Raw genomic sequence first — 21,152 nt, 5'->3', positions numbered from 1 at the left:
GAGGGGCGGCCCCTAGACTGGGCAGCATGCCGCACAACCCGCATGCCACCTTCACCGTGGACTCCGCCGTCGAACTGGCCGTGATCGAGCGCAGCGGTTTTGTCGAGTCACGGCACATCGGTTCAGCCGTCCTCCTGTCCGCCGACGGTTCCGTGGTGACCGAACTGGGCGACATCAATACGCCCATCTACGGCAGGTCGGCCCTGAAGCCGTTCCAGGCCCTCGCCGCCATGCAGTCAGGTGTCCCGCTGCGCGGAGCCCAGGTGGCCATCGCGTGCGGCAGCCACACCGGCTCGCTGGACCACATGGACGTAGTGGCCGGGATGCTCAAGGCAGCCGGGGTCCGCGAGGACCAGCTGCAGTGCCCCGAGGCGTGGCCGCAGGACGAGACGGCCAGGAACTGGCTGGTGCGCTCGGAAAAAGGCAAGTCGCGGCTGGCGTTCAACTGTTCAGGCAAGCATGCGGCCTTCCTCTGGGCCTGCACCGAGAACGGCTGGGATACCCACAGCTACCTGGAGCCCAACCATCCCCTGCAGCAGCGGGTCCGCACGGTCATCGAGGAGTACACGGGTGAGAAGATCGCCCATCTGGGCATCGACGGGTGCGGGGCGCCGGTGGCTGCGGTTTCGCTGAAGGGCCTGGCCAGGGGTTTCTCCCACCTGGCGAAGGCTCCGGGCGACCAGAGTTTCAGTGCCCGCGCCGCCACGATCGCCACATCGATGCTGGATTATCCGTGGGCTGTGCAGGGCCGCGGCGAGGCCAACACGCTGGTGATGGATGAGCTGGAGATTATTGCCAAAATCGGGGCGGAAGGCGTCCTGGCCATGGCCACCCCTCAGGGTGTCTCCGTGGCCATCAAGATCCTGGACGGCAACGTCAGGGCCACCTCGCTGGTGGCCCTGACGCTCCTTGCCGCTGCCGGCGCGGTGGAAATCCCCGGTGTTGCCAGCGTCCTGGAAAAAGTGGTGGAACCGGTGACGGGCGGCGGACGGCCGGTGGGCAAGATCCGCCTGGGCCCGGCCGTTTCCGCGCTCCTTGATTGAGGCGCCTTGACTGACGCGCAGGCTGCGCCTGGCTAAGCCGGCCGCTTCAGCTCCGCGTCCGCAACGGCAGCCTGCCCCGCAGGCGCAGTCCCATAGGGAGCAGTCCCGTAGGGCGGCGTGCCGTAGGGCGCAGCCTGGTAGGGCCGGCCCAAGGCCCGGTACTCCCAGCCGGACGAGACGTACAGTCCGGAATCCAGGGCATGCCTGCCGTCAACGATCCGGCGGTGCCGCACCAGTCCGCCCAAGTAATCCGGGCCGGCGGAGCGGAATTCATCCCACTCGGTCAGGAGTGCCACCACGTCCGCGCCTTCCACGGCCGCGGCCAGGGAGTCGACGTAGTTCAGGTCCGGGTACAGCCGGTGGGCGTTGGCGTTCGCTTCGGGGTCGTACACCGTCACCACCGCCCCTTCCAGGTAGAGCATGCGGGCCACGTCCAGGGCAGGGGCGTCCCGCACATCGTCGGAGTTGGGTTTGAACGCCGCGCCCAGTGCCGCCACCCTGACCCCGGCAAGGCTTCCGCCGGCCAGTTCCCGCACCAGGTCCACTGTGCGGACGCGCCGGCGGTTGTTGATGGAGTCCACCTCGCCCAGGAAGCTGACGGCCTGGCCCACGCCCAGCTGCTCAGCACGGTGCTTGAAGGCCCGGATGTCCTTGGGCAGGCAGCCGCCGCCGAATCCCAGGCCAGGCTTGAGGAACCTGCCGCCAATCCTGTCATCCAGGCTCAACGCCTTGGCCAGCGTGCTGACGTCGGCGGCGGTGGCCTCGCAGACTTCGGCCATGGCGTTGATGAAGGAAATCTTGGTGGCCAGGAAGGAGTTGGCCGCCACCTTGACGAGTTCCGCCGTCGGCATGTCCGCCACGATCAACGGCGTGCCGTCCGCCAGCAGCGGCTCAAACGCCCGCCGCAGCATGGACTCGGACCAGGCTGACGCCACACCGAACACCAGCCGGTCCGGGTGCAGCGTGTCCTGCACGGCATACCCTTCGCGCAGGAATTCCGGATTCCATGCCACTTCGAGGTCCGCCCCGAGCGGCGAGATGTCCGCCACCATGCCGGCCAGCCGTGCCGCGGTGCCGATGGGCACCGTGGATTTGCCCACCAGCAGTGCTTTCCGGGTGATCCGTGCGGCCAGCCCGGCAAAGGCCGCGTCCACGAAGGTCAGGTTGGCAGCTGTGGAGTTGGGCGCCTGGGGTGTTCCGACGCAGATGAAATGCACGTCGCCAAACTGCGCCACCTCATCCAGGTCCGTGGTGAACCTCAGCCGTCCCGAGGCGAGCGCCTCGTGGAGTTTCTCCGGGAGCCCCGGTTCGTAGAACGGCACCTCGCCGGCCAAGAGCCGGGCAATTTTCCGCTCGTCAACGTCGAACCCCAGGACGTCGAAGCCCATGACCGCCATGCAAATGGCGTGCGTTGCGCCGAGGTAACCGGTCCCGACCACCGTGATTTTGGGCGCGTTGAAGGAAGGAAGGTTGTTCATTGGTTTCTCGATTCCGTCTCTAGTGGAGGAGTGAGCAGTCCGCCGGATGGCCGGCGTTGTCCTCTAGCTGGTACAGGGGATGTTGGAGAGGCCCTGTTCCGCCTGCGAGGCTGTGTTGCTGCAGTCGACCACGTTGTCGCGCGCGGGTTTCAGTGAATAGCCGAGTCCGGGCCCGTTGACTTCCGCGACGTTCCGGCGGAAGACGTTCTCCGTGCCCCAGCCATCAATAATCTCGTGCGTCTGGAACCCGTCCTGGGGTGAGTTCCTGCCGGTGTTTCCTTCGATCCGCCAGCCCCTGCCCTTGACGTCCACCCACGAGTCGGCCTCGGTGATGCCCGAGCCGTCGAAGATGTTCTCCAGCAGGAGCCCGGCCGAGGTTCCTTCCTTGATGTCGATGCTTTCCGCGGTGGTGTCCGAGACGGTGTTGCCGCGGATTTCATTGCGGTCGCTTTTGTCCGGTTCGCAGGCGCTGACGTCGCACCAGTTGCTCTCCGCCGTTCCGATGTAGATTCCCTCACCGAACTTGGGTTTCCGGAGCCCGGCGCCGCGGATGGTGTTGCCGGTGACCTTGTTATCCGAGCTGAACCTGCGCAGGTGGATGGCTTCGTCGCCGGTGTTCTCGACGGTGAGGCCCTGGAACAGGGAGAACGTGGTTTCGTCAGCCATGATCCCTTTTTGCCCGTTCCGGACGGTGAAGCCCTGCACGGTCCAGTAGGACGCCTGGTCCAGATGGAGCACGTAGCCGTCCTCGGTGCTGCCGCCGTCCAGGACCGCTCCCGGGCCGCCGCAGAGCGTGATCGGCTGGCTTGCCGTCCCGGCCCCGGTTGCCCGGAAGTTGCCGACGTAGACGCCGTCCGCGAGCCGGATCACGGCACCCGGACCGGCTGCTGCCAGCGCTGCGGTCAGTTCGGCCGCCGTCGAGACGGCGGTGCCGGCCGGGCACTCCGCTGGTGCCGCCCCCGGGGCAGGAGGTGGCGCAGCTCCGGGTTCCGTTGGGGCCGGCCTTGATGATGGCGGGGTGCCCCCTTGGGGCGTCTCCTCCTGGAAGCCCATCATGGCAAAAACTCCCATCAGTACTGCAACGATCACGACGGCGAGCACGGCCCAGGCGCCCAGCCGGATCCGGCGGCCGGTCACCGCAGCTGCCTCTCGTCGTCGTACGCCACCACTCCCCTGCCCAGGGAGGTGAGCGGGACGTGGTCGGCGTAGGGGCTGCGGATGACGCCCTGGGCGTTCCTTCCCCGCGCGACGGCGGTGATGAGCAGCAGCGCGGCGAGCACGAACCAGATAAACGTGAGGGGCTGGAACACGGACTTGACCACCCTTTCCACTGTGTAGGCGGGGACCCAGGAGAGCTCGTCGTTCTCGCCAAGGATGGCACCGGTTGATGCCTCGGTCCAGATGGCGCTGGACCCGTTGCCGCCCACGGTGTTGCCGGCCACGGACGTTTTATCGACTGTGCCCAGCAGGGTGATGCCGTGGTTGGAGATCCGGTCCAGGGTGTTCGCGCTGACGTCCGCCGTGGCGTCCCTGACGTAGATGCCGGTGTCACCGCCGGTGATGGAGTTGCCGCTGACCCGGGCCGTGGAGCCGCCGCCGCGCACCGCGATGGACTGGCGGGCGTTGTCCAGCAGGGTGTTGCCGGTGATGGTGACGCCCTTGGCGCCGTCGGCGGCCACGATCCCCACCTCGTTGGCCTTGACGCGGTTGTCCCTGAGGGCCAGCGACGTGCCGCCGATGACCTCGATGCCGTAGCGCTCGTTGTCTTCGACAGTGCCCCCGGCCACCGTGTTTCCGCCATAGGCGTTCACGGCGGTCCCGACGGCGTTTGGCCCGTCCGCGAGCGGGCGGCCGTCCATGGATATTCCATTGCGCCCGTTGGCCACGGCTTTGATGCCGTCCAGCGTGACCCCCTGCGTTGACCGGCCCACGCTGAAGCCGTCCACTGCGTTCCCGGAGGAATCGGTCCGCGTGATGGTGGCGTTGGAGACGAACCGATGGAGCACCAGCCCGTCCACAAGGCTGCCCGTGATGGTGGTGTCCCGCACGGCGATGTCCCGGGCGTTGGTGACGAAGAGCCCGAAGGCGTTGTTGCGCAGGCGGACGTTCTCGATGCCTGCCGTGACCAGGCTGTAGTCCTGCGCGGATTCCTGCGTCAGGGCTGCCAGTTCCGCTTCCGGAAGGAGGCGGGCGCCGCCGCTTGCCGCCTCCGTCTCCCCCGGCGTCGGCTGTTCATCACTGAAGGTGCCCACCGCCTCGGTTCCGGTCAGGGACAGGCCGCCCGTGTTGCCGCTCCAGAAACCCAGCTCGGAGATGTCCGAGTGGCTGAAGGAGGCGTGGCCGCCCACCACCCGGATGTAGGCGCGGCCGTCCACCGTGGTCCGGTCCGGGCCGCCCTTGGTGCTGTCCCAGCTGGTGACACTGACGCGCGCTGCGTCCGTGCCGCCCAGCGTGAGCGACCCGCCCAGGGCCACCAGGGAGACGAATGACCGGGCACCGCTTTCCAGCCTCAGGTTCAGCGGCCGTGCAGGGTCCGGCGAGGCCAGGGACAGCGTGGCGCCGGCCAAAACCGCGATGGACTCGGACAGCAGGTAGTTCCCGTTGTTTTGCTGGCTGTCCAGGGGACGGAAAGCGTTGGGGGCCAGGGCCAGCAGGTCCGCCACGGTGTAGGCTTCGGCCCGCGCGGGCAGGACCAGCGTGTAGCTGGATCCGGTCCTGATCCGGTACGGGCCCTCCAGTCCTTCCACGCGCCAGCGGGCGGCGGAGGCGATGGTGCGCACGTAGACCAGGCGCTCGTCCTCCTGCTCCACCAGCCTTGCCTCGCTGGCCGGATTCCCTGGGTAGAGCCGGCCCTGCACGTTGCCGTTGGCTGCGATCTCGTTCCGGCCCAGGGCTTCGGCCCCGGAACCGTCCTGGATGCTGCCGGCGTAGAGGAAGCCGACGGTCCCCAGCACGGCGGTGAGGACGGCGGCCGCGATGGGGCGGGCGGCCCTCATGCCGCCACCTCCCCTGTGGAGAGGTTGTCCCCGGTGCTGAGGTTGTCCCCTGCGCTGAGGGTACGGGCGTCCTGGCCGTCCCCGCCCGTCTGGTGGGCATGGCGGGTGAGCCAGCCCTGTTTGTTCATGGTGGCGAAGGCGTACATCTTGATGGGCAGCGCCACCAGGATCACGGTGACGGCCAGGACCGGGAGAATCAGGAAATCCTTGGGGTGCCGCCGGAGGTGCGAGACGCCGCGGATGCCCCGGCCCAGCAGCAGCCAGCAGACTGCGGCCCCGATTCCGAAGGGGGTGGGATCAAGGCGGTGGAAGACCAGGTACACCAGCGTGAGCCCCATGGTGACGGGGGTCAGGAGGATCTGGAGCACCGTCACCTTGGTGACGAACGGAACCTTCCACAGCCAGCCCTTGGCAATGGCGGTGAGGTAGCAGCGGTACGAGTTCCGGCTCCAGCGGACCCGCTGCTTCATGAAGGCCCGGAAGCTGGAAGGGAACATTGACAGGGCCCGCGCGGACGACTGGTGGACCGTTTTGTAGCCGGAGGCCAGCACCAGCCAGGTGAGCCTGCCGTCGTCGCCGGAAATGCAGCGGCGGCCCATGAAGTACTCGTTTTCCAGGTGTTCGATCACGTCCATCACGGCGCTTCGGCGGTAGACGGCGGTCCGGCCCGAGATGCAGGGGACGGCTCCCGCCCGGCCCATGGCCGGCACGTAGTCCAGGTACCTGACGTTGACCAGCCAGTCCGCGATGCGGCGCCAGATGCTGGTATCCCGCTGGTACACGTTCTGGTGGGTGCCGACGGCCCCCACCATCGGGTCTTCGAAGGGCATCTGGACGTTGGCAAGGAGCCCGGGCTGCCACCAGGTGTCCGAGTCGGTGAGCACCAGGATCTCGTGCCGCGCCATCCGCATCCCGACGCCCAGCGCGGATCTCTTGCCCATGTGGTGGAACAGGACGGGCCGGATGGTGTCATCGCCCAGGGCATTGATCCGCTGGTAGGCGTCGAGGTCCTCGACGTCCAGGACGATGATGATCTCGTCCGGCTTCTGCTGCCGCCACGACTCCAGGGCGCTCATCAGGATGTCCGGGTCCTCGTGGAAGGACGGGACCACCACCGAGGTGGACGCCCGGAAACCGGTCACGATGGGCCGCGCCCGGTGGGAAAGGATGAACCGGTACAGCCAGAGGCCCCAGACAATGACGCCTGCCACGGCGAGTGGGAAGTAGGGGGAAAATTCGGTGTAGAACTCGTTGAGGCTTCGGGCGGTGAAGGCCCCGAAGACGTCGTCGACATCAAGGAATAGGGCAGTCATGGGCAGTCCTTCGCTGGGGTGGATTTCAGTGAGGGAACTGCCGGCGCACGGCCGGCGGCGTGGTCCTTCCCGCCACCGGAGCCGGTAGCGGGGCCCTGATGCCCCTGCTGAGGGGCCGGGCTTCTCACTGCTGCCGACTCTGCGATGAGCCTTGTAAGAAGCATGCTTGGCAAATTCTTCTTCCGCCAGCGTGCGCGATACTCTAATTGCCTTTGCCACTACCCGTCTTTGCAGCCAGCCCCTACTCGTAATTCGGAGGGGCCATACTGAGAATATTTACCGGAAAGAAGCCCGAAACATGGCTGTAGCCCGCCGTCGTATTGACGTGGAGGAAGGCGCAGCGGCGCTGGCCGCATGGCGGAAAGCTGCCGAACCGCCGTCGGACGCGCCCCTGCCGCGGGCCGTCCTGGCCACTGCCGTGCGCTATTCCCTGGAGGAAGTCACCGCGCGGGCACCGGGGAACTCGGTGGAGGTGCGGGTGCCGCCGTTCGGCGTTACCCAGTGCGTGGAGGGGCCACGCCACACCCGCGGCACCCCGCCGAACGTTATTGAGTGCGACGCCGCCACCTGGCTGGCGATGGTGACCGGCCAGCTGGGCTGGGCGGACGCTGTCGCGGCCGGCAGGGTGGCTGCTTCGGGACTGCGCGCGGACCTCTCGGAGCTGCTACCGCTGTAGCTGGCTGCCGGTAGCTGACTGCCCGCCGGCTGGCCGCCCCGCCGGCTTGCGCTTGCGCTTTTAGCCGCGGCCGACGAACGGCATGCCCGCGGCGGTCACCACCACCGAGCCCACACTGGCCGTGGCAGGCATGTCCGCCATCATCAGCACCGCGCGGGCAGCGTCGGCCACCGGGAACATCGGCTCCACACGGCGGCTGCCGTCAGCCTGCAGGGCCCCGGAGCCGACGCCGATGGTGTCCATGATGTCAGTGGCCGTGTTGCCGATATCGATCTGGCCGCAGGTGATTCCGAAACCGCGCCCGTCCAGCTCGATGCTTTTGGTGAGGCCCGTCATCGCGTGCTTGGTCACCGTGTAGGCCACGGTCCGCGGGCGGGGCGAATGTGCGGAAATGGAGCCGTTGTTGATGATCCGCCCGCCCCGGGGTTCCTGTTCCTTCATGATCCTGACGGCGGCCGCGGCGCACAGCATGGAGCCCGTGAGGTTGACCGCAACGGTGGCGTTCCAGTCGTCCACGCTGATCTCGTCCACGCTGGCTGCCGGGCCGAACACGCCTGCGTTGTTGAAGAGCACGTCCACCCGGCCCCACTGCTGCCGAGCGGCTTCGAAAAGCCGCGCAACGTCGTCGGGCCGGGTGACGTCGCACGGGACCACCAGTGCGTCCGGGTGGCCGTCCGCTGTCTCCTGCAGCTGCGCTGCGCGGCGTCCGGCCAGCGCAACGCGGTACCCCCCGGCCAGCATCTGCCGTGCCACTTCCCGCCCGATGCCGGAGCCCGCACCGGTGACCACTGCGACGCGTCCGGCGGGTTGGGGATTGTTCAAAGCTGTTCTCCTGGAATGTGGTGCTAGAGCGGGGCGGGCACTGCGGTGCTGTTCAGCGGCCAGCCTATGACGGTCTTGGGCCGCGGCGCAGCGTAGGTCCGGACTTTGGAGGTGGAGAGGCGCATGCGGACCAGGGATTCTGCGATCGTCACCGCCGATGCCACGCCGTCCACCACGGGGACGCCGGCCCGCTGCCGGATCTGTTCGTCCAGGCCTGCCATGCCTCCGCAGCCCAGCACGATGACCTCGGCCTTGTCCTGCGTGACCGCCAGCAGTGCCTGGTTGATGATGGCCTCCACGGCCCGCTCCGGTTCCTCCTCGAGCTCCAGGACAGCCATGCCGCTGGCCCGAACCGAGGCGCACCGTGCATCCAGCCCGGCGAGCTTGAGCCGGTCCTCGATCAGGGGGACGGTGCGGTCCAGGGTGGTGACCACGGAGTACTTGTGGCCCAGGAACATGGCCGTGCTGGCTGCCGCCTCGGTGATGTCCACCACCGGGACGTCCAGGAGTTCCTGGAGGCCTTCACGGCCGTGCTCTCCGTAGCCGGCCTGGATGACGGCGTCGTACGGTTCGGGGTAGGAGGTGATGGCGTCCATGACGGCTATCGCTGCGAGGTAGCTTTCGAAGTTCCCCTCGCAGGAGTCGGCGCCGAAGCGGGGTGTCACCCCGATGATCTCGGTGCCGGGGGCCGCAAGACTGCGGGCTGAGGCGGCGATGGAATCCGTCATGGAGGCGGTGGTGTTGACGTTTGCTACAAGGATGCGCATGGAAGTCCTTTGGGGTTTGCTGGTGCATTCGTGGCGGGCGCGGATGGGCCGTCAGTGGGTGCTGGCGATGGCGATGGACTCGCCGTCGTGGTCTTCCAGCTTCTGGGTGCGGTCGGCGATGAAGAAGTACACCACTGCGGCAATGCCCGCCGCGAAGAACCAGGCGAACGGAGCTGCGGATGCCAGGGCGGGCACGAATGCGATGAGGAGGGCAAGGACGGCCGCCGGGAGCATGGCGATGATCGCCCGGGGGTTGACGCCGTTCTTGTAGAAGTAGGCACCCTCCGGCGAGGCGGTGTACAGCTCCGGGACGTTGACCTTGCCGCGGCGGATCAGCCAGTAGTCGGCCATCACGACGCCGAACAGCGGGCCGAGCAGGGCGCCGAGGCCGCCGAGGAAGTACACGATGACCAGCGGGTTGTTGTAGAGGTTCCACGGCAGGATGACCAGGCCGATGACGGCGCTGACGATGGCCGCGCGGCGGAAGTTCAGCCGCTTGGGGAACAGGTTGGTCAGGGCGTAGACGGGAGCCACGAAGTTGGCCATCAGGTTGACGGCGATGGTCAGGATCAGCAGTGCCAGGCAGGCCAGCACCAGGAAGAGGGTGTTGGGGATGGTTTGGACGATGTCCGAGGGGCTCTCGATGATGGTGCCGTTGATCTTGAACTGCCCGCCGGCCATCACCACGACGATGGCCCCGAAGACCAGCATGTTGATGGGGATGCCCCAGAAGTTGCCGCGGACAACGGCCTTCTTTGAGACGGCGGAGCGGGTGAAGTCGCAGAAGTTCAGGACGAAGGTGCCGTAGATGGAGACCCAAAGGGCGCCGCCGGCGAAGATGGTGAGCCACATTTCCGGGCCCTCAAGTGCGTTGTCCGAGGACCAGGCGATGGCGCCGCCGGCCTCGATGAAGATCCAGATGGCGATGGCGGCCATCGTGGCCAGGATGACCGGGCCGGCAAATGCTTCGTACTTGCGGATCATTTCCATGCCGAAGCTGACGATTACCAGCTGGACAACCCAGAGGATGATGAAGGCGATCCAGCCCAGGGTGGAGAGCCCCAGGATGGAGTCCTTGTCCATCTCCGCGAGGGCGGGGAACATGGCCACGAGCATCACGCGGAAGACGACGGACGCGAGGTAGGTCTGGATGCCGAACCAGGCCACGGCCACGGCGCCGCGCAGCAGGCTGGCGATTTGTGCGCCCCTGATTCCGAAGCTGATGCGGCTCATCACCGGGAAGGGAACACCGGTCTTGACGCCCATGAAGCCGGAGAGGTTGAGGAGGCCGAACAGCAGGGCCGCCCCGATGCCGAGTGCCAGGAGGATCTGCCATCCGCCGAGGCCCAACGCGAACAGCCCGATGGCGAAGGCGTAGTTGCCGAGGCTGTGAACGTCATTGGCCCAGAGGGTGAAGATGCTGTAGCCGGACCAGCTGCGGCCGGCGCGCTTGGTGGGGGCGAGATCCACGTTATAAAGGGTGGGGCTGATGCTCTGGCCGGATGCCGTGCTGGCAGATTCGCACAGGGCTTCAACTGTAATGGAGGGGTGTGCGGCGGCGACTGACGGCGCTGTCAGGTCTGGGGCCGCGTCAACACCCACCGGTGGAGGGGTCTGCATAAGGGTCTCAATTCTGGGAGGATCCGCGGTGGTGAGACCGGCGCTGGTGGCCGTTTCTGTTATTCCACAATACGGAATCAAGATATTGAATAGTGAAATAAGAGTATGACCTGCGTCACCCGCGGTCAAGGACGGACTGTCACGGACTGCAGTCACAATCGGTTTGCAGCAGTCCTTGCCGCGCAGGAGGGCGTGGACCCCGCCGTCGATGTTGACCCTCCTGCCATCGTCTCGCTAATCTCATATGGCAAGAATGTTTTCTCACAATACGAAAACATGAGCCATTCGACGATGAAATGAGGCTCCCGTGGCTGCAGGAGAAGATACCTCCCATATCCTCAGCGGGTTGACTAACCAGCTGCCTGATCGTGATCCGGAAGAGACTGCCGAGTGGGTTGAGTCCCTGGACGCGCTGATCAGGGAACAGGGCACCGAGCGTGCCCAATACATCATGCGGAGCCTGCTGCAGCGCGCCGGCGCGCAGAGCGTCGGGGTGCCGATGGTGACCACCACCGATTATGTGAACACGATCCCGGTGGACCAGGAAGCACCGTTTCCGGGCAACGAGGAATACGAACGCCGCTACCGGGCGTACATGCGGTGGAACGCCGCGGTCATGGTGCACCGGGCGCAGCGGCCCAACATCGGCGTCGGCGGGCACATTTCCACCTACGCGGGAGCTGCGACCCTGTACGAGGTGGGCTTCAACCACTTCTTCCGCGGCAAGGACCACCCCGGCGGCGGGGACCAGGTGTTCTTCCAGGGCCACGCGTCCCCGGGCATGTACGCCCGGGCGTTCATGGAAGGCCGGCTCTCCGAGGAGGACCTGGACGGGTTCCGGCAGGAAAAATCCCGTGAGGGCCACGCCCTGTCCTCCTACCCGCACCCGAGGCTGATGCCCGCGTTCTGGGAATTCCCCACCGTGTCCATGGGCATCGGTCCGATGAACGCGATCTACCAGGCCCAGTCCAACCGGTACCTGCACAACCGGGGCCTGAAAGACACCTCCGACCAGCAGGTCTGGGCGTTCCTGGGCGACGGCGAAATGGACGAGCCCGAATCCCGCGGCCTGCTCCAGCTCGCCGCGAACGAGAACCTGGACAACCTGAACTTCGTCATCAACTGCAACCTCCAGCGCCTGGACGGGCCGGTGCGCGGCAACGGCAAGATCATGCAGGAACTCGAAGCGTTCTTCCGCGGCGCCGGCTGGAACGTCATCAAGGTCGTCTGGGGCCGGGAATGGGATGACCTGCTCACCCGCGACACCGACGGGTCGCTGGTGAAGATCATGAACGAAACCCCCGACGGGGACTACCAGACCTACAAGGCCGAATCCGGCGGGTTCGTCCGCGAACACTTCTTCGGCAAGGACCCCCGCACCAAAGACCTCGTCGCGGACCTCACCGATGACCAGATCTGGAACCTCAAACGCGGCGGCCACGACTACCGCAAGGTCTACGCCGCCTACAAGGCAGCCACCGAATTCAAGGGCAAACCCACCGTCATCCTCGCCAAAACCGTCAAGGGCTACGGACTCGGACCCCACTTCGAAGGCCGCAACGCCACCCACCAAATGAAAAAGCTCACGCTCCAGGATTTGAAGGAGTTCCGGGATTATTTGCGGATCCCCATTTCCGATGCCCGGCTGGAAGAGGACCCCTACAGCCCGCCGTACTACCACCCTGGCGCGGATGCCCCCGAGATCGCCTATCTCCTGGAGCGGCGAAGGGCGCTGGGCGGCGCGGTCCCGGAACGCCGGCCAAACCATCAGGCGGTCGAGTTGCCTGAGGCCAAGACTTTTGAGGTCGCCAAGCGCGGCTCCGGAAAGCAGCAGGCAGCCACCACCATGGCGTTCGTCCGCCTGCTCAAGGATTTGCTCCGGGACAAGAAGTTCGGGCACCGGATTGTGCCCATCGTGCCCGATGAATCCCGCACCTTCGGCATGGACGCCTTCTTCCCCACCGCAAAGATCTACAACCCCGGCGGCCAGAACTACCTGTCCGTGGACCGGGACCTGGTCCTGGCCTACAAGGAATCCGCCCAGGGCCAGCTGATCCACCCCGGCATCAACGAAGCCGGCGCCGTGGCAGCCTTCACCGCCGCCGGCACCGCCTACGCCACCCACGGCGTGCCCCTGGTCCCGGTCTACGTGTTCTACTCCATGTTCGGATTCCAGCGCACCGGCGACGCCTTCTGGGCAGCAGCAGACCAGATGGCCCGCGGCTTCATCATCGGCGCCACCGCCGGCCGGACCACCCTCACAGGCGAAGGCCTCCAACACGCCGACGGCCACTCCCCCCTGCTCGCCTCCACCAACCCGGCAGTGGTCACCTACGACCCCGCCTACGGTTACGAAATGGGCCACATCATCCGCGACGGCCTGGAACGCATGTACGGGCCGGACTCGGAAGACCGGAACCTCATGTACTACCTCACGGTCTACAACGAGCCCATCACCCAGCCCGCCGAACCGGAGGAACTGGACGTCGAGGGCGTCATCAAGGGCATTTACCGGGTGTCGGCGTCGGACGTTGCAGGACCAAAAAGCCAGATCCTGGCGTCCGGCGTCTCGGTACCGTGGGCGCTGGAAGCCCAGCGGATCCTGGCCGAAGACTGGTCCGTCTCCGCCGACGTCTGGTCCGTCACCTCCTGGAACGAACTGCGCCGCGACGGGCTCGCCGCCGAAGAGGAAGCGTTCCTGAACCCCGGCGACCCCGCACGCGTACCCTTCGTGACCCAGCAGTTGGCAGACGCACAGGGCCCGGTAGTGGCGGTCTCGGACTATATGAAGGCTGTCCCGGACCAGATCCGCCAGTTCCTCCCGCACCAGTTCGCCTCGCTCGGCGCGGACGGCTTCGGCTTCTCCGACACCCGCGCAGCGGCCCGACGGTTCTTCAAGAACGACACCCACTCCATCGTGGTGAAGACCCTGCAGTTGCTCGCCGCGAGGGGCGATGTGCAGGAGGGCGCACCGCAGTACGCCATGGACCGCTACAAGCTCCTGGACGTCAACGCCGGAATCACAGGCGGGGCGGGCGGCGACGCCTGATTCCCTGCCCGACAGACAGGCAGTCGGGACGGTTTCCGGGGGGAGACCGCCCCGGCTGCCATTTTCATTTAGGGTGCAGCTATGGGCAATCAGGGCGCGGACAGCACGGCTGACCGCAGGGCGACGGGCATAGTCCTGGCGGCCGGGGCCGGTACCCGCTTGGGAATGGGCCCCAAAGCGTTGCTGCCATACCGCGGGCGGCCGCTGGTGGAAGTGATCGCCGGGAGCCTGCTCGACGGCGGCTGCCGCGAGGTAGTGGTGGTGCTCGGTGCGGGGGCGCCCGAGGTCGCCACGATCGCCGACCTGGACCGTTACCGGGTGGCCATCAACCCTGCGTGGCGTTCGGGAATGGGCAGCTCTTTCCTGCTGGGCGAGCAGACGGCGGACCCGGCAGACCACTTGCTGATAGCCCTTGTGGACCAGCCAGGGCTGACCCGGGCAACAGTCGGGCGCCTGCTGGCACGCCACCGTCCCGGCCGGATCACCGCTGCCGCCTACCGCCGCGGTGATATGTCCGACGGCGGCATGCCGGCTGGGCATCGGGCGGGGCCGGAAAGCGAGCAACAGAACAGGCTGCTCCGCGGCCATCCGCTGCTCATCGACGCTTCCCTGCGGCAATCGGTCATCGCGACCGTGACGGGCGACGCCGGGGCACGCGGCTTTCTGCGGGCGCACCCGGACCTGGTGGATGAGGTGGATTGCAGCGACCAGTCCACCGGCGAGGACATCGACACTCCGGACCAGTTGGGGCTTCTCGGTTAGGAGACCGCTTCATAAGGGCCAGGATCCCCACGGCACGTGAAGGGGTGGTCAGCCGCGGGAATGCAGGAACCGGTCCAGGACGACTTCTCCCGGGGACGGTCCAAAGTGGAACACGTCAACGTGGCCGCCAACGGCATCCTGAAGGGTTTCCGGCCATTGGGGTGGTTCCCAGTCCTGGTGTTCGCTTTTGTATCTTCTGCCGGATGGTGAGATCCAGCCGGGTGGTTCGTTTTTGGTGGCCGGGGTGGGTGTCCAGCCGCTGGTGTGTTTCAGGCGGTGGTGTTTGCGGCAGGGCTGGCCCAGGTTGCTGATCCCGGTCGTTCCGCCGTGATGCCAGGCGAGCAAATGGTCTGCTTCGTTGTCCAGGGAGTTGTTGCTGCAGCCCGGGAAGGGGCACTTCCCGTCTCGCATCCGCAGCCAGCGGCGGATCGCCTTCGTAACCCGGTAACTGGTGCGCCCGATTTCCAGGGGCGCCCCGTCCCGCGGATCCACCAGCACCCGGTAAAACGAGCCAGCACCGTCCGCGACGAGCTTCCGGGCCATCGATGCCGGGATGGGGCCGTGGCCGTCGAGCATGGCCGGTTCATCCGTCAGCCCCATGAGCGAGAACACGGGCACCGTAACCAGGACCTCCGCGTGCGGAGTGCGGACCTCCGCCACCGTACCCCCAGGACTCTGCCCGTCCTGCCGGTTGCTGAGGACGGCGCCGGCGAAGATGTCGGCGCAGAGCTGGGGCAGGGTCCGGAACTCGTCCGGGCCCTGCAATCCCCGGGCCAGGGCAGTGGTACGGTTCCACATCGCCGACGCGGTGTCCGCCGGCAGGTAGGCGTGGAACCAAGCCATCCCGTCCATGTCCGGACGGTGCTCCACCCGCCGCTCCGCGACACTCCTGGCATGGCGTTTTTCAAGGGATTCGGGGTGGTGGCGTTCGCGCCAGATCCGGGCCTTGTGCCGGAACCGGTGCGGCACCAACTCCCCCGGCCCCGCACACCCTCGGGCCGGGTTCGGTGCGTCCGGGCCCAGGAAATGCTCCTCCAACGCCGCGACCCCGGCCCGATCCAGGGTGACGGTTTCCTCAACCACCACCTTCGCGTGCGCCCACGACAAGTTCCCGTCCTGCAACCCCGCCAGGGTCAACGGCAAAACATTGGCCAGCACCTGCGACTCGTTCAGCAGCACACCGGCAGCCCTCGCACCAATAGTCAACACACCCGCAACCTCGGCGACCATCGACGCTTCCTGCGCCATCGCCCCGCACGGCACCATGGCCCGTGACGCCACAGCCTTGGCAGCCTCTGCATACCCCGCGGCCAAATGCACCTTCAACGCAGCTGTCCCGGCCTCAAGCCGGGCGACCCCGGCGAGCCCGTCCAAGCTCCGATCAGCCTGCTCCCGCAACGGATCAAAACCCTCACCGATCCCACGAAGCACAGCACCCAGCTCAGCAAGGGACGCCTCAAGGACCTCCAACGCTTCCAATGCCGCCCTGCTCGCCATAGGAAAACTATGACAGGGGGGGCTGACAATGCGAGCTGACTTTAGTTCAAATTCCCTCTGCGCCAGGGTTCGTCGTCACCAGCCGTGGGAGTCCACTGCCAGTTGTTCGATCACCGGTGCTTCCGGCCCCAAGCGGCTGATTCCTCGAACCAGCCGAGTGCGGCCACAGTCTCGATGTCGGCTGCCGTGCGCACGTCGATCTGGTGTGTGTACTTGTCGTGACGAAATCGGATAACACTGCGGAGGAACGAACCGTGGTGCTCATCCCACATGTCCATGGTCAGAAGCGCTTTGGTCTTCGTGACCGGGGTGAGCCACACGAACTTCCGGGCCGCACCGTAACTCACCTGGGTTCTCGAGAACTGTTCTACGATGTCGTCACCCAGCCCGAGCACCCGGGCGGAAAGAGCATCATACATCTCCCTAAGGGCGCCGGGAAAAAGCTGTTCTGCATCCACACTCACCATGGTGGCCCACTACGACTGGTTCACTCGCTTCAGGCCTGCATCCCGGCGCTCAGAAACTGTTCCAGACCCCGCTTGAAACCCGAGCGTCCGCCATGGGAAGGATGCCTCACCTTGGGCACCTCGAGTCCGCTCCGCTGCAGGCTGCGGTGGGCCACATTGCCCACCGCCACCACGCTTTGGATCTCGAACAAGTCCACCAGTTCCTGCCGGAAAGGCGTCCCAAGGGCTGTTTCCGCCGGGGTCGGAGTCCGATTGGACAGGGGCCGCCCGGGCAGATGCGGATGCCAGGGGAAGGCACTCCACAGGAGGGGCAGGAACTCCAGCTCGGCCAGGACCTTCCACATCACCGTTGCGGTCGGTTCGGCAGGCACACCCGCGGCGTCGGGCGGCAGAACGTAGCCCTTCCCCGGCCCGAACAGACCGAAGCTGTTGGCGGGCCCCTCAAGGATGCTGCGGTTGGTGAATGGCACCCCGGTGATGCGCATTCCCCGGAAACCGGGCGCCTCCCCCACCAGCAGCACCTTCGGCGCGCGGCCCAGCATCTCTTCGAGGTAGATCCCCAGGTTGTCCCGGCGCCGGGCATTTGCGGGGACGCTGTCGTCGAAGAAGTTGGTGCAAGCAGGCCCGGTTTCCTCAGCCGCGAGCCGCTCCACAAAGTCGTGGACGGAGGCAGTCACCGACGTCCTCCCAAGCTGAGTGCGTAAGAGAGCCGCCCGGGGTCCCCGTGGCGAGCGGAGCGAGGCATGGGGCAGGCGGCGAACGCTACCAGCGGGGGTGGATAACTTCGCGGAAGTAGTGGTCGTAGATCCAGCGGACGCCGCCGTCGAATTCCTCATTAACGGTGACGGCCGCGGCGGCAGCGTTCGCCGCAGCCTGCTCCACGTTGCGGGCGCCCGGAATCACGGTGGTGACGCCGTCCTGCGCGGCAATCCATGCGATGGCGGCCTGCGCGGTGGTTGCGCCGGAGGGGACCAGCTGCTCGAACTCCGCTACGGCCTTCAGGCCCAGCTCGTAGTCCACACCGGAGAACGTCTCACCCACGTCGAAGGACTCGCCGTTGCGGTTGTAGTTCCGGTGGTCGTTCTCGGCGAAGGACGTCTCCTTGGAATACTTCCCGGTCAGCAGGCCAGAGGCGAGCGGTACCCGCGCGATGATGCCCACGCCAGCTGCCTTGGCCGCAGGAAGCACTTCGTCCAGCGGCTTGAGCCGGAAGGCGTTCAGGATGATCTGGACCGAGGCCGTGCCTTGATGGCTGATCGCTTCGAGGGCTTCGTCCGTGCGTTCCACGCTGACGCCGTAGTTACGGATGGCACCTTCGGCCACCAGGGTGTCCAGGGCGTCGTAAACCTCTGCGTTGCTGTACACGGGAGTGGGCGGGCAGTGCAGCTGGACCAGGTCCAGGGTGTCCGTTCCCAGGTTCTTCCGCGAGCGGTCCACCCACTGGCGGAAGTTGGCCAGCGTGTAGTTTTCCGGCAGCTGGTCCATTCGGCGGCCCATCTTGGTGGCCACGGTGATGTCCAGCCCCGGGTTGTCCGCGAGGAACTTCCCGATGGCCTGCTCGCTCTTGCCGTCCCCGTAGACGTCGGCGGTATCAAAGAAGGTGACACCCGCTTCCACGGAGGCCGCCAGGATTGCCTGCGCCTGGGCAGGGTCCACGTGGCCCCAGTCAGCGCCGAGCTGCCAGGTTCCCAGCCCAACGACGGACACATTCCGTCCGGTCTTGCCTAAAATCCGCTGTTCCATCCCCCGACTATATGCAACGATGCAACGCGGGGTCAGCTTAGGCCCGCTAAACGCGCCTAATGGGGAATTTTGTGACCCCGCGTTGTCCTAGGACAGGAGATGCTCCAGCTTCGGCGCCAGCCCGGCCTCCTTGAGTCCCAGGTAGATCTTGTCGCGGGCGATCGGCAGCGAAGAAAAACGCACCCCGGTGGCATTTCGGATGGCGTTCGCCAGGGCCGGCGCCACGGGATTGAAGGGGCTTTCACTCATCGATTTGGCGCCCAGCGGACCCATTGCATCGTTGGTGTCCGCGAAGTACACCTCGCTGCGCGGGACGTCCGCGAAGGTGGGGATGTGGTACTGCCGGAGGATGTCCGTGGTCACCTTCCCGGCGTCGTTCACCACCACTTCCTCGTACAGCGCGGCACCGATCGCCTGGGCGATGCCGCCTTCGATCTGGCCCCGGCACTGGCGCGGGTTGACCACCACGCCGGCGTCGGCCGCCTGCACGCTCTGCAGGATTTTCAGCTCCCCCGTGCCGCGGTTCACGGCCACCCGGAAGCCATGGACGTTGAACGCCACGGAGCGGGGCGTGCCGCCCCAGCGTCCTTCGGCAGCGAGTTCGACGCCGGCATCCGCGGCCGCCTGCGCCAGTTCCGCAAGCGGCACGGGCGTTCCGTCCACAACCAGGGCGTCGCCGTCGAGGACGCAGGCCGCAGCCTGGGTCTGCCGGATACCTGCTGCGAAGGCCCGGATGCGGACGGCCAGCTCCTCGGCCGCCGCCAGGGTGGCCTTTCCAGCCACCACGGTGCCGGCCGAACCGAACGCCCCGGTATCGTGCTCGATCAGGTCCGTGTCCGACTGCCGCACCACAACCCGCGAGGCGTCCGTGGACAGGGCAGTGGCCGCGAGTTGGGCATGGACCGTGGTGGTGCCGTTTCCGAATTCGGCGGTCCCGACGTCGGCCTGGTACGTTCCGTCCGGCAGGAGCCGGAGCTTCGAATGGGCGAAGTGGCCGCGCGGCGGAACGGTATCGATCATGGACAGCGCCGCGCCTTCACCGGTCAGCCAGTCCGGGCCCAGTTCGTCCAGCCCGGCATCCCGGTAGCGTTCCCGTCCCCGGTCCAGTGCATCCCGGACGAGGTCCAGGCACTGGTCCAGCCCATAGCTGCCGTAGTGGACGTCCTCCTCGGGCTGCGGCTGCGTGGACAGCATGCTGTCCCCTTCGCGGACCATGTTCCGGCGCCGGAACTCCAGCGGGTCCATGCCGATCCCCACGGCGAGCTCGTCCATGGCCGATTCGATGGCGAAGATCATCTGGCTCAGCCCGTACCCTCGGAACGCCCCCGCCGGAACGGTGTTGGTGTACATCGCATGGGCGTCCACCTTTTTGTTCGCACACTTGTACACGGCCAACGATTCGCCGCAGCCGTGGAACATCACGCCCGGGCCATGATTGCCATAGGCACCGGTGTTGGTCAGGACGTCCAGCTCCAGCGCGGTGAGGCGCCCGTCGGCGCTGGCACCGGCGCGAAGCTTGATGGTGAAGGGATGGCGGGTGGTGGTGGCGGTGAACTGTTCGGTCCGGGTGAGCTCCAGCTGGACCGGACGCTGCAGCTTCAGGGCCGCGAGCGCCACCAGGTCCTCGGTGAGGACCTCCTGCTTGCCGCCGAATCCCCCGCCCACCCGGCCGGCAACCACATGCACCTGGTCTTCCTCCAGCCCGAACACCCGGCACAGCGTGCGGCGGACCAGGAAGGGGACCTGGCTGGACGTGCGGACTTGGAGCCGGCCATCGCCATCCACCGACGCGATGGCCGCGTGCGTTTCCAGGGCGACATGCTGGACGCGCTGGGTGCGGTACGTCTGTTCGTGGATGAAGTCGGCAGCAGCGAAGCCTTCGGCCACGCTGCCCAGTTCCGAATGGAGCTCGGCCACCACGTTCCGGTCCGGCCGGGCGATCCGGGAGGCAGTGCCGTCCTTGTCGCCGTGCACCAGGGCGGCGCCGGCACGCAGGGCGTCCTGCGGCGTGAAAACGGCGGGCAGCTCCTGGTACTCCACCTCCAGTGCACGGACGCCGGCTTCGGCGGCGCCCACCGATTCGGCCACGACGGCGGCAACCCGCTGCCCGATGAACCTCACCACGTCATCCAGTACGCGGGTATCGTCCGGATCATCGGTGAAAAGCTCATGCTGGGCGGTAGAGAACAGCTGCGCAGGGGCGTCCTCGTGGGTGAAGACGGCCACCACGCCGGGCACCTTCAGAGCGGCCTCGGTGCTGATGGAGAGGATGCGGGCGGAAGCGTGCGGCGAGCGCAGGAGCTTCAGGTGCAGCAGGCCCTGCTGCTGGTCCCGCGGAATGTCGAGGGTGTAGCGGGCGGTGCCGGTGACCACGGCCCGGCTGGCGGGGGCCGGGACGTCGTCGCCCAGCTGCCCGGGTTCGGGATCCGGCTGGCTTTCCCCGGCGATGCCCGAGCCCCGTCCCTGCGGGTCCGGGTGGCCGGCGTGCCCGCAGACGGCATCGGCGATGGCACGGTATCCCGTGCAGCGGCAGAGGTTGCCCTTGAGGTTCCGCGGCAGGTTGTCTTTTTGTTCGTCGTCAAACGTGGCGGCCGTCATGAGCATGCCCGCGGTGCAGAAGCCGCACTGGAAGCCCTGCCGTTCCATGAACTGCTGCTGCACGGGGTGAAGCTGGTCACCGCTGCCCGAGGTGGCCGCCAGGCCCTCGATGGTGGTGACCGCGTGCCCCTCGGCCCGCACGGCGGGGTAGATGCAGCTGTGTACCGGCGTGCCGTCCACGTGGACCGTGCAGGCGCCGCAGTCGCCGCCGTCGCAGCCCTTTTTCACGCCAAGGTTGCCCTGCTCGCGGAGGAAAGTCCGCAGGCACTGGCCTGGCCGGGGCGCGGCGTCAGCAGGATTTCCGTTGATCTCGATGGCCAT

16 protein-coding genes are annotated in these 21,152 nt (G+C 66.8%); 4 read left to right on the top strand and 12 right to left on the bottom strand.

Annotated elements, in window-relative coordinates:
* Window positions 1-26 precede the first annotated feature (26 nt).
* Window positions 27-1,043, top strand: a complete 1,017-nt coding sequence (locus AC5RWA_RS00915) for an asparaginase (protein WP_476245526.1) — start codon at window positions 27-29, stop codon at window positions 1,041-1,043.
* A 32-nt stretch (window positions 1,044-1,075) separates the two neighbouring features.
* Here the strand turns inward: AC5RWA_RS00915 and AC5RWA_RS00910 are convergent, their stop codons facing one another.
* The 4 genes from AC5RWA_RS00910 to AC5RWA_RS00895 form a co-directional block, all read right to left on the bottom strand.
* The gene (locus AC5RWA_RS00910) at window positions 1,076-2,521 is read right to left on the bottom strand and encodes a UDP-glucose dehydrogenase family protein (protein WP_494056188.1); all 1,446 of its coding nucleotides are present in this window, start codon (window positions 2,519-2,521) and stop codon (window positions 1,076-1,078) included.
* Between the two features lie 63 nt (window positions 2,522-2,584).
* Window positions 2,585-3,658, bottom strand: coding sequence for a right-handed parallel beta-helix repeat-containing protein (locus tag AC5RWA_RS00905; RefSeq protein ID WP_494056187.1), 1,074 nt, complete (start codon window positions 3,656-3,658; stop codon window positions 2,585-2,587).
* Window positions 3,655-5,517: a right-handed parallel beta-helix repeat-containing protein gene (locus AC5RWA_RS00900; protein ID WP_494056186.1), complete on the bottom strand. Its 1,863-nt coding sequence runs from the start codon at window positions 5,515-5,517 to the stop codon at window positions 3,655-3,657. Before AC5RWA_RS00900 ends, AC5RWA_RS00905 begins: the two co-directional genes overlap by 4 nt.
* Window positions 5,514-6,830, bottom strand: coding sequence for a glycosyltransferase (locus tag AC5RWA_RS00895; protein WP_494056185.1), 1,317 nt, complete (start codon window positions 6,828-6,830; stop codon window positions 5,514-5,516). Before AC5RWA_RS00895 ends, AC5RWA_RS00900 begins: the two co-directional genes overlap by 4 nt.
* A 298-nt stretch (window positions 6,831-7,128) precedes the next feature.
* Here AC5RWA_RS00895 and AC5RWA_RS00890 point away from each other — a divergent pair, with 298 nt between their 5' ends.
* Complete coding sequence (locus AC5RWA_RS00890) at window positions 7,129-7,506, top strand: sterol carrier family protein (RefSeq protein ID WP_494056184.1); 378 nt, start codon at window positions 7,129-7,131, stop codon at window positions 7,504-7,506.
* A 60-nt stretch (window positions 7,507-7,566) separates the two neighbouring features.
* Here AC5RWA_RS00890 and AC5RWA_RS00885 read toward each other — a convergent pair whose 3' ends face one another.
* From AC5RWA_RS00885 to AC5RWA_RS00875, 3 genes are read right to left on the bottom strand one after another with little or no spacing between them, the layout of a single operon-like run.
* Entirely contained in the window at window positions 7,567-8,328 is a 762-nt protein-coding gene (locus AC5RWA_RS00885) for an SDR family oxidoreductase (protein ID WP_494056183.1), read from the bottom strand.
* 23 nt (window positions 8,329-8,351) lie between these two features.
* Window positions 8,352-9,095, bottom strand: a complete 744-nt coding sequence (locus AC5RWA_RS00880) for an aspartate/glutamate racemase family protein (protein ID WP_494056182.1) — start codon at window positions 9,093-9,095, stop codon at window positions 8,352-8,354.
* Window positions 9,096-9,146: 51 nt separating this feature from the next.
* A complete protein-coding gene (locus AC5RWA_RS00875; RefSeq protein WP_494056181.1) occupies window positions 9,147-10,715 on the bottom strand; it encodes an NCS1 family nucleobase:cation symporter-1 in 1,569 nt (522 codons plus the stop codon).
* Between the two features lie 307 nt (window positions 10,716-11,022).
* Here AC5RWA_RS00875 and aceE point away from each other — a divergent pair, with 307 nt between their 5' ends.
* Both aceE and nboR read left to right on the top strand, forming a co-directional pair.
* Complete coding sequence (aceE, locus tag AC5RWA_RS00870) at window positions 11,023-13,764, top strand: pyruvate dehydrogenase (acetyl-transferring), homodimeric type (RefSeq protein WP_494056180.1); 2,742 nt, start codon at window positions 11,023-11,025, stop codon at window positions 13,762-13,764.
* Between the two features lie 81 nt (window positions 13,765-13,845).
* Window positions 13,846-14,526 (top strand): nicotine blue oxidoreductase, encoded by a 681-nt coding sequence (gene nboR / locus AC5RWA_RS00865; protein WP_494056179.1) that lies wholly within the window; start codon window positions 13,846-13,848, stop codon window positions 14,524-14,526.
* A 48-nt stretch (window positions 14,527-14,574) separates the two neighbouring features.
* Here the strand turns inward: nboR and AC5RWA_RS00860 are convergent, their stop codons facing one another.
* The 5 genes from AC5RWA_RS00860 to AC5RWA_RS00840 all read right to left on the bottom strand — a co-directional run bounded on the left by AC5RWA_RS00860 (window position 14,575) and on the right by AC5RWA_RS00840 (window position 21,152).
* Window positions 14,575-16,023, bottom strand: coding sequence for an HNH endonuclease signature motif containing protein (locus tag AC5RWA_RS00860; protein ID WP_494056178.1), 1,449 nt, complete (start codon window positions 16,021-16,023; stop codon window positions 14,575-14,577).
* A 110-nt stretch (window positions 16,024-16,133) separates the two neighbouring features.
* Window positions 16,134-16,481, bottom strand: a complete 348-nt coding sequence (locus AC5RWA_RS00855; RefSeq protein ID WP_494056177.1) for a DUF5655 domain-containing protein — start codon at window positions 16,479-16,481, stop codon at window positions 16,134-16,136.
* 38 nt (window positions 16,482-16,519) lie between these two features.
* Entirely contained in the window at window positions 16,520-17,167 is a 648-nt protein-coding gene (locus tag AC5RWA_RS00850; RefSeq protein WP_494056176.1) for a uracil-DNA glycosylase, read from the bottom strand.
* A gap of 85 nt (window positions 17,168-17,252) precedes the next feature.
* On the bottom strand, window positions 17,253-18,233 hold the full coding sequence (locus AC5RWA_RS00845) for an aldo/keto reductase (protein WP_494056175.1): 981 nt from the start codon (window positions 18,231-18,233) through the stop codon (window positions 17,253-17,255).
* Between the two features lie 87 nt (window positions 18,234-18,320).
* Window positions 18,321-21,152: a molybdopterin-dependent oxidoreductase gene (locus AC5RWA_RS00840; protein ID WP_494056174.1), complete on the bottom strand. Its 2,832-nt coding sequence runs from the start codon at window positions 21,150-21,152 to the stop codon at window positions 18,321-18,323.

It is taken from the genome of Arthrobacter sp. 210 2 (assembly GCF_059093025.1).
Note: the sequence above shows the minus strand (reverse complement) of the source record. Positions and strands in the feature narration are given on the sequence as shown.

Coding starts and splice junctions, on each gene's coding strand:
- AC5RWA_RS00915 (WP_476245526.1), top strand. CDS start 27: ATGCCGCACAACCCGCATGCCACCTTCACCGTGGACTCCGCCGTCGAA.
- AC5RWA_RS00910 (WP_494056188.1), bottom strand. CDS start 2,521: ATGAACAACCTTCCTTCCTTCAACGCGCCCAAAATCACGGTGGTCGGG.
- AC5RWA_RS00900 (WP_494056186.1), bottom strand. CDS start 5,517: ATGAGGGCCGCCCGCCCCATCGCGGCCGCCGTCCTCACCGCCGTGCTG.
- AC5RWA_RS00895 (WP_494056185.1), bottom strand. CDS start 6,830: ATGACTGCCCTATTCCTTGATGTCGACGACGTCTTCGGGGCCTTCACC.
- AC5RWA_RS00890 (WP_494056184.1), top strand. CDS start 7,129: ATGGCTGTAGCCCGCCGTCGTATTGACGTGGAGGAAGGCGCAGCGGCG.
- AC5RWA_RS00880 (WP_494056182.1), bottom strand. CDS start 9,095: ATGCGCATCCTTGTAGCAAACGTCAACACCACCGCCTCCATGACGGAT.
- AC5RWA_RS00875 (WP_494056181.1), bottom strand. CDS start 10,715: ATGCAGACCCCTCCACCGGTGGGTGTTGACGCGGCCCCAGACCTGACA.
- nboR (WP_494056179.1), top strand. CDS start 13,846: ATGGGCAATCAGGGCGCGGACAGCACGGCTGACCGCAGGGCGACGGGC.
- AC5RWA_RS00860 (WP_494056178.1), bottom strand. CDS start 16,023: ATGGCGAGCAGGGCGGCATTGGAAGCGTTGGAGGTCCTTGAGGCGTCC.
- AC5RWA_RS00845 (WP_494056175.1), bottom strand. CDS start 18,233: ATGGAACAGCGGATTTTAGGCAAGACCGGACGGAATGTGTCCGTCGTT.
- AC5RWA_RS00840 (WP_494056174.1), bottom strand. CDS start 21,152: ATGGCCATCGAGATCAACGGAAATCCTGCTGACGCCGCGCCCCGGCCA.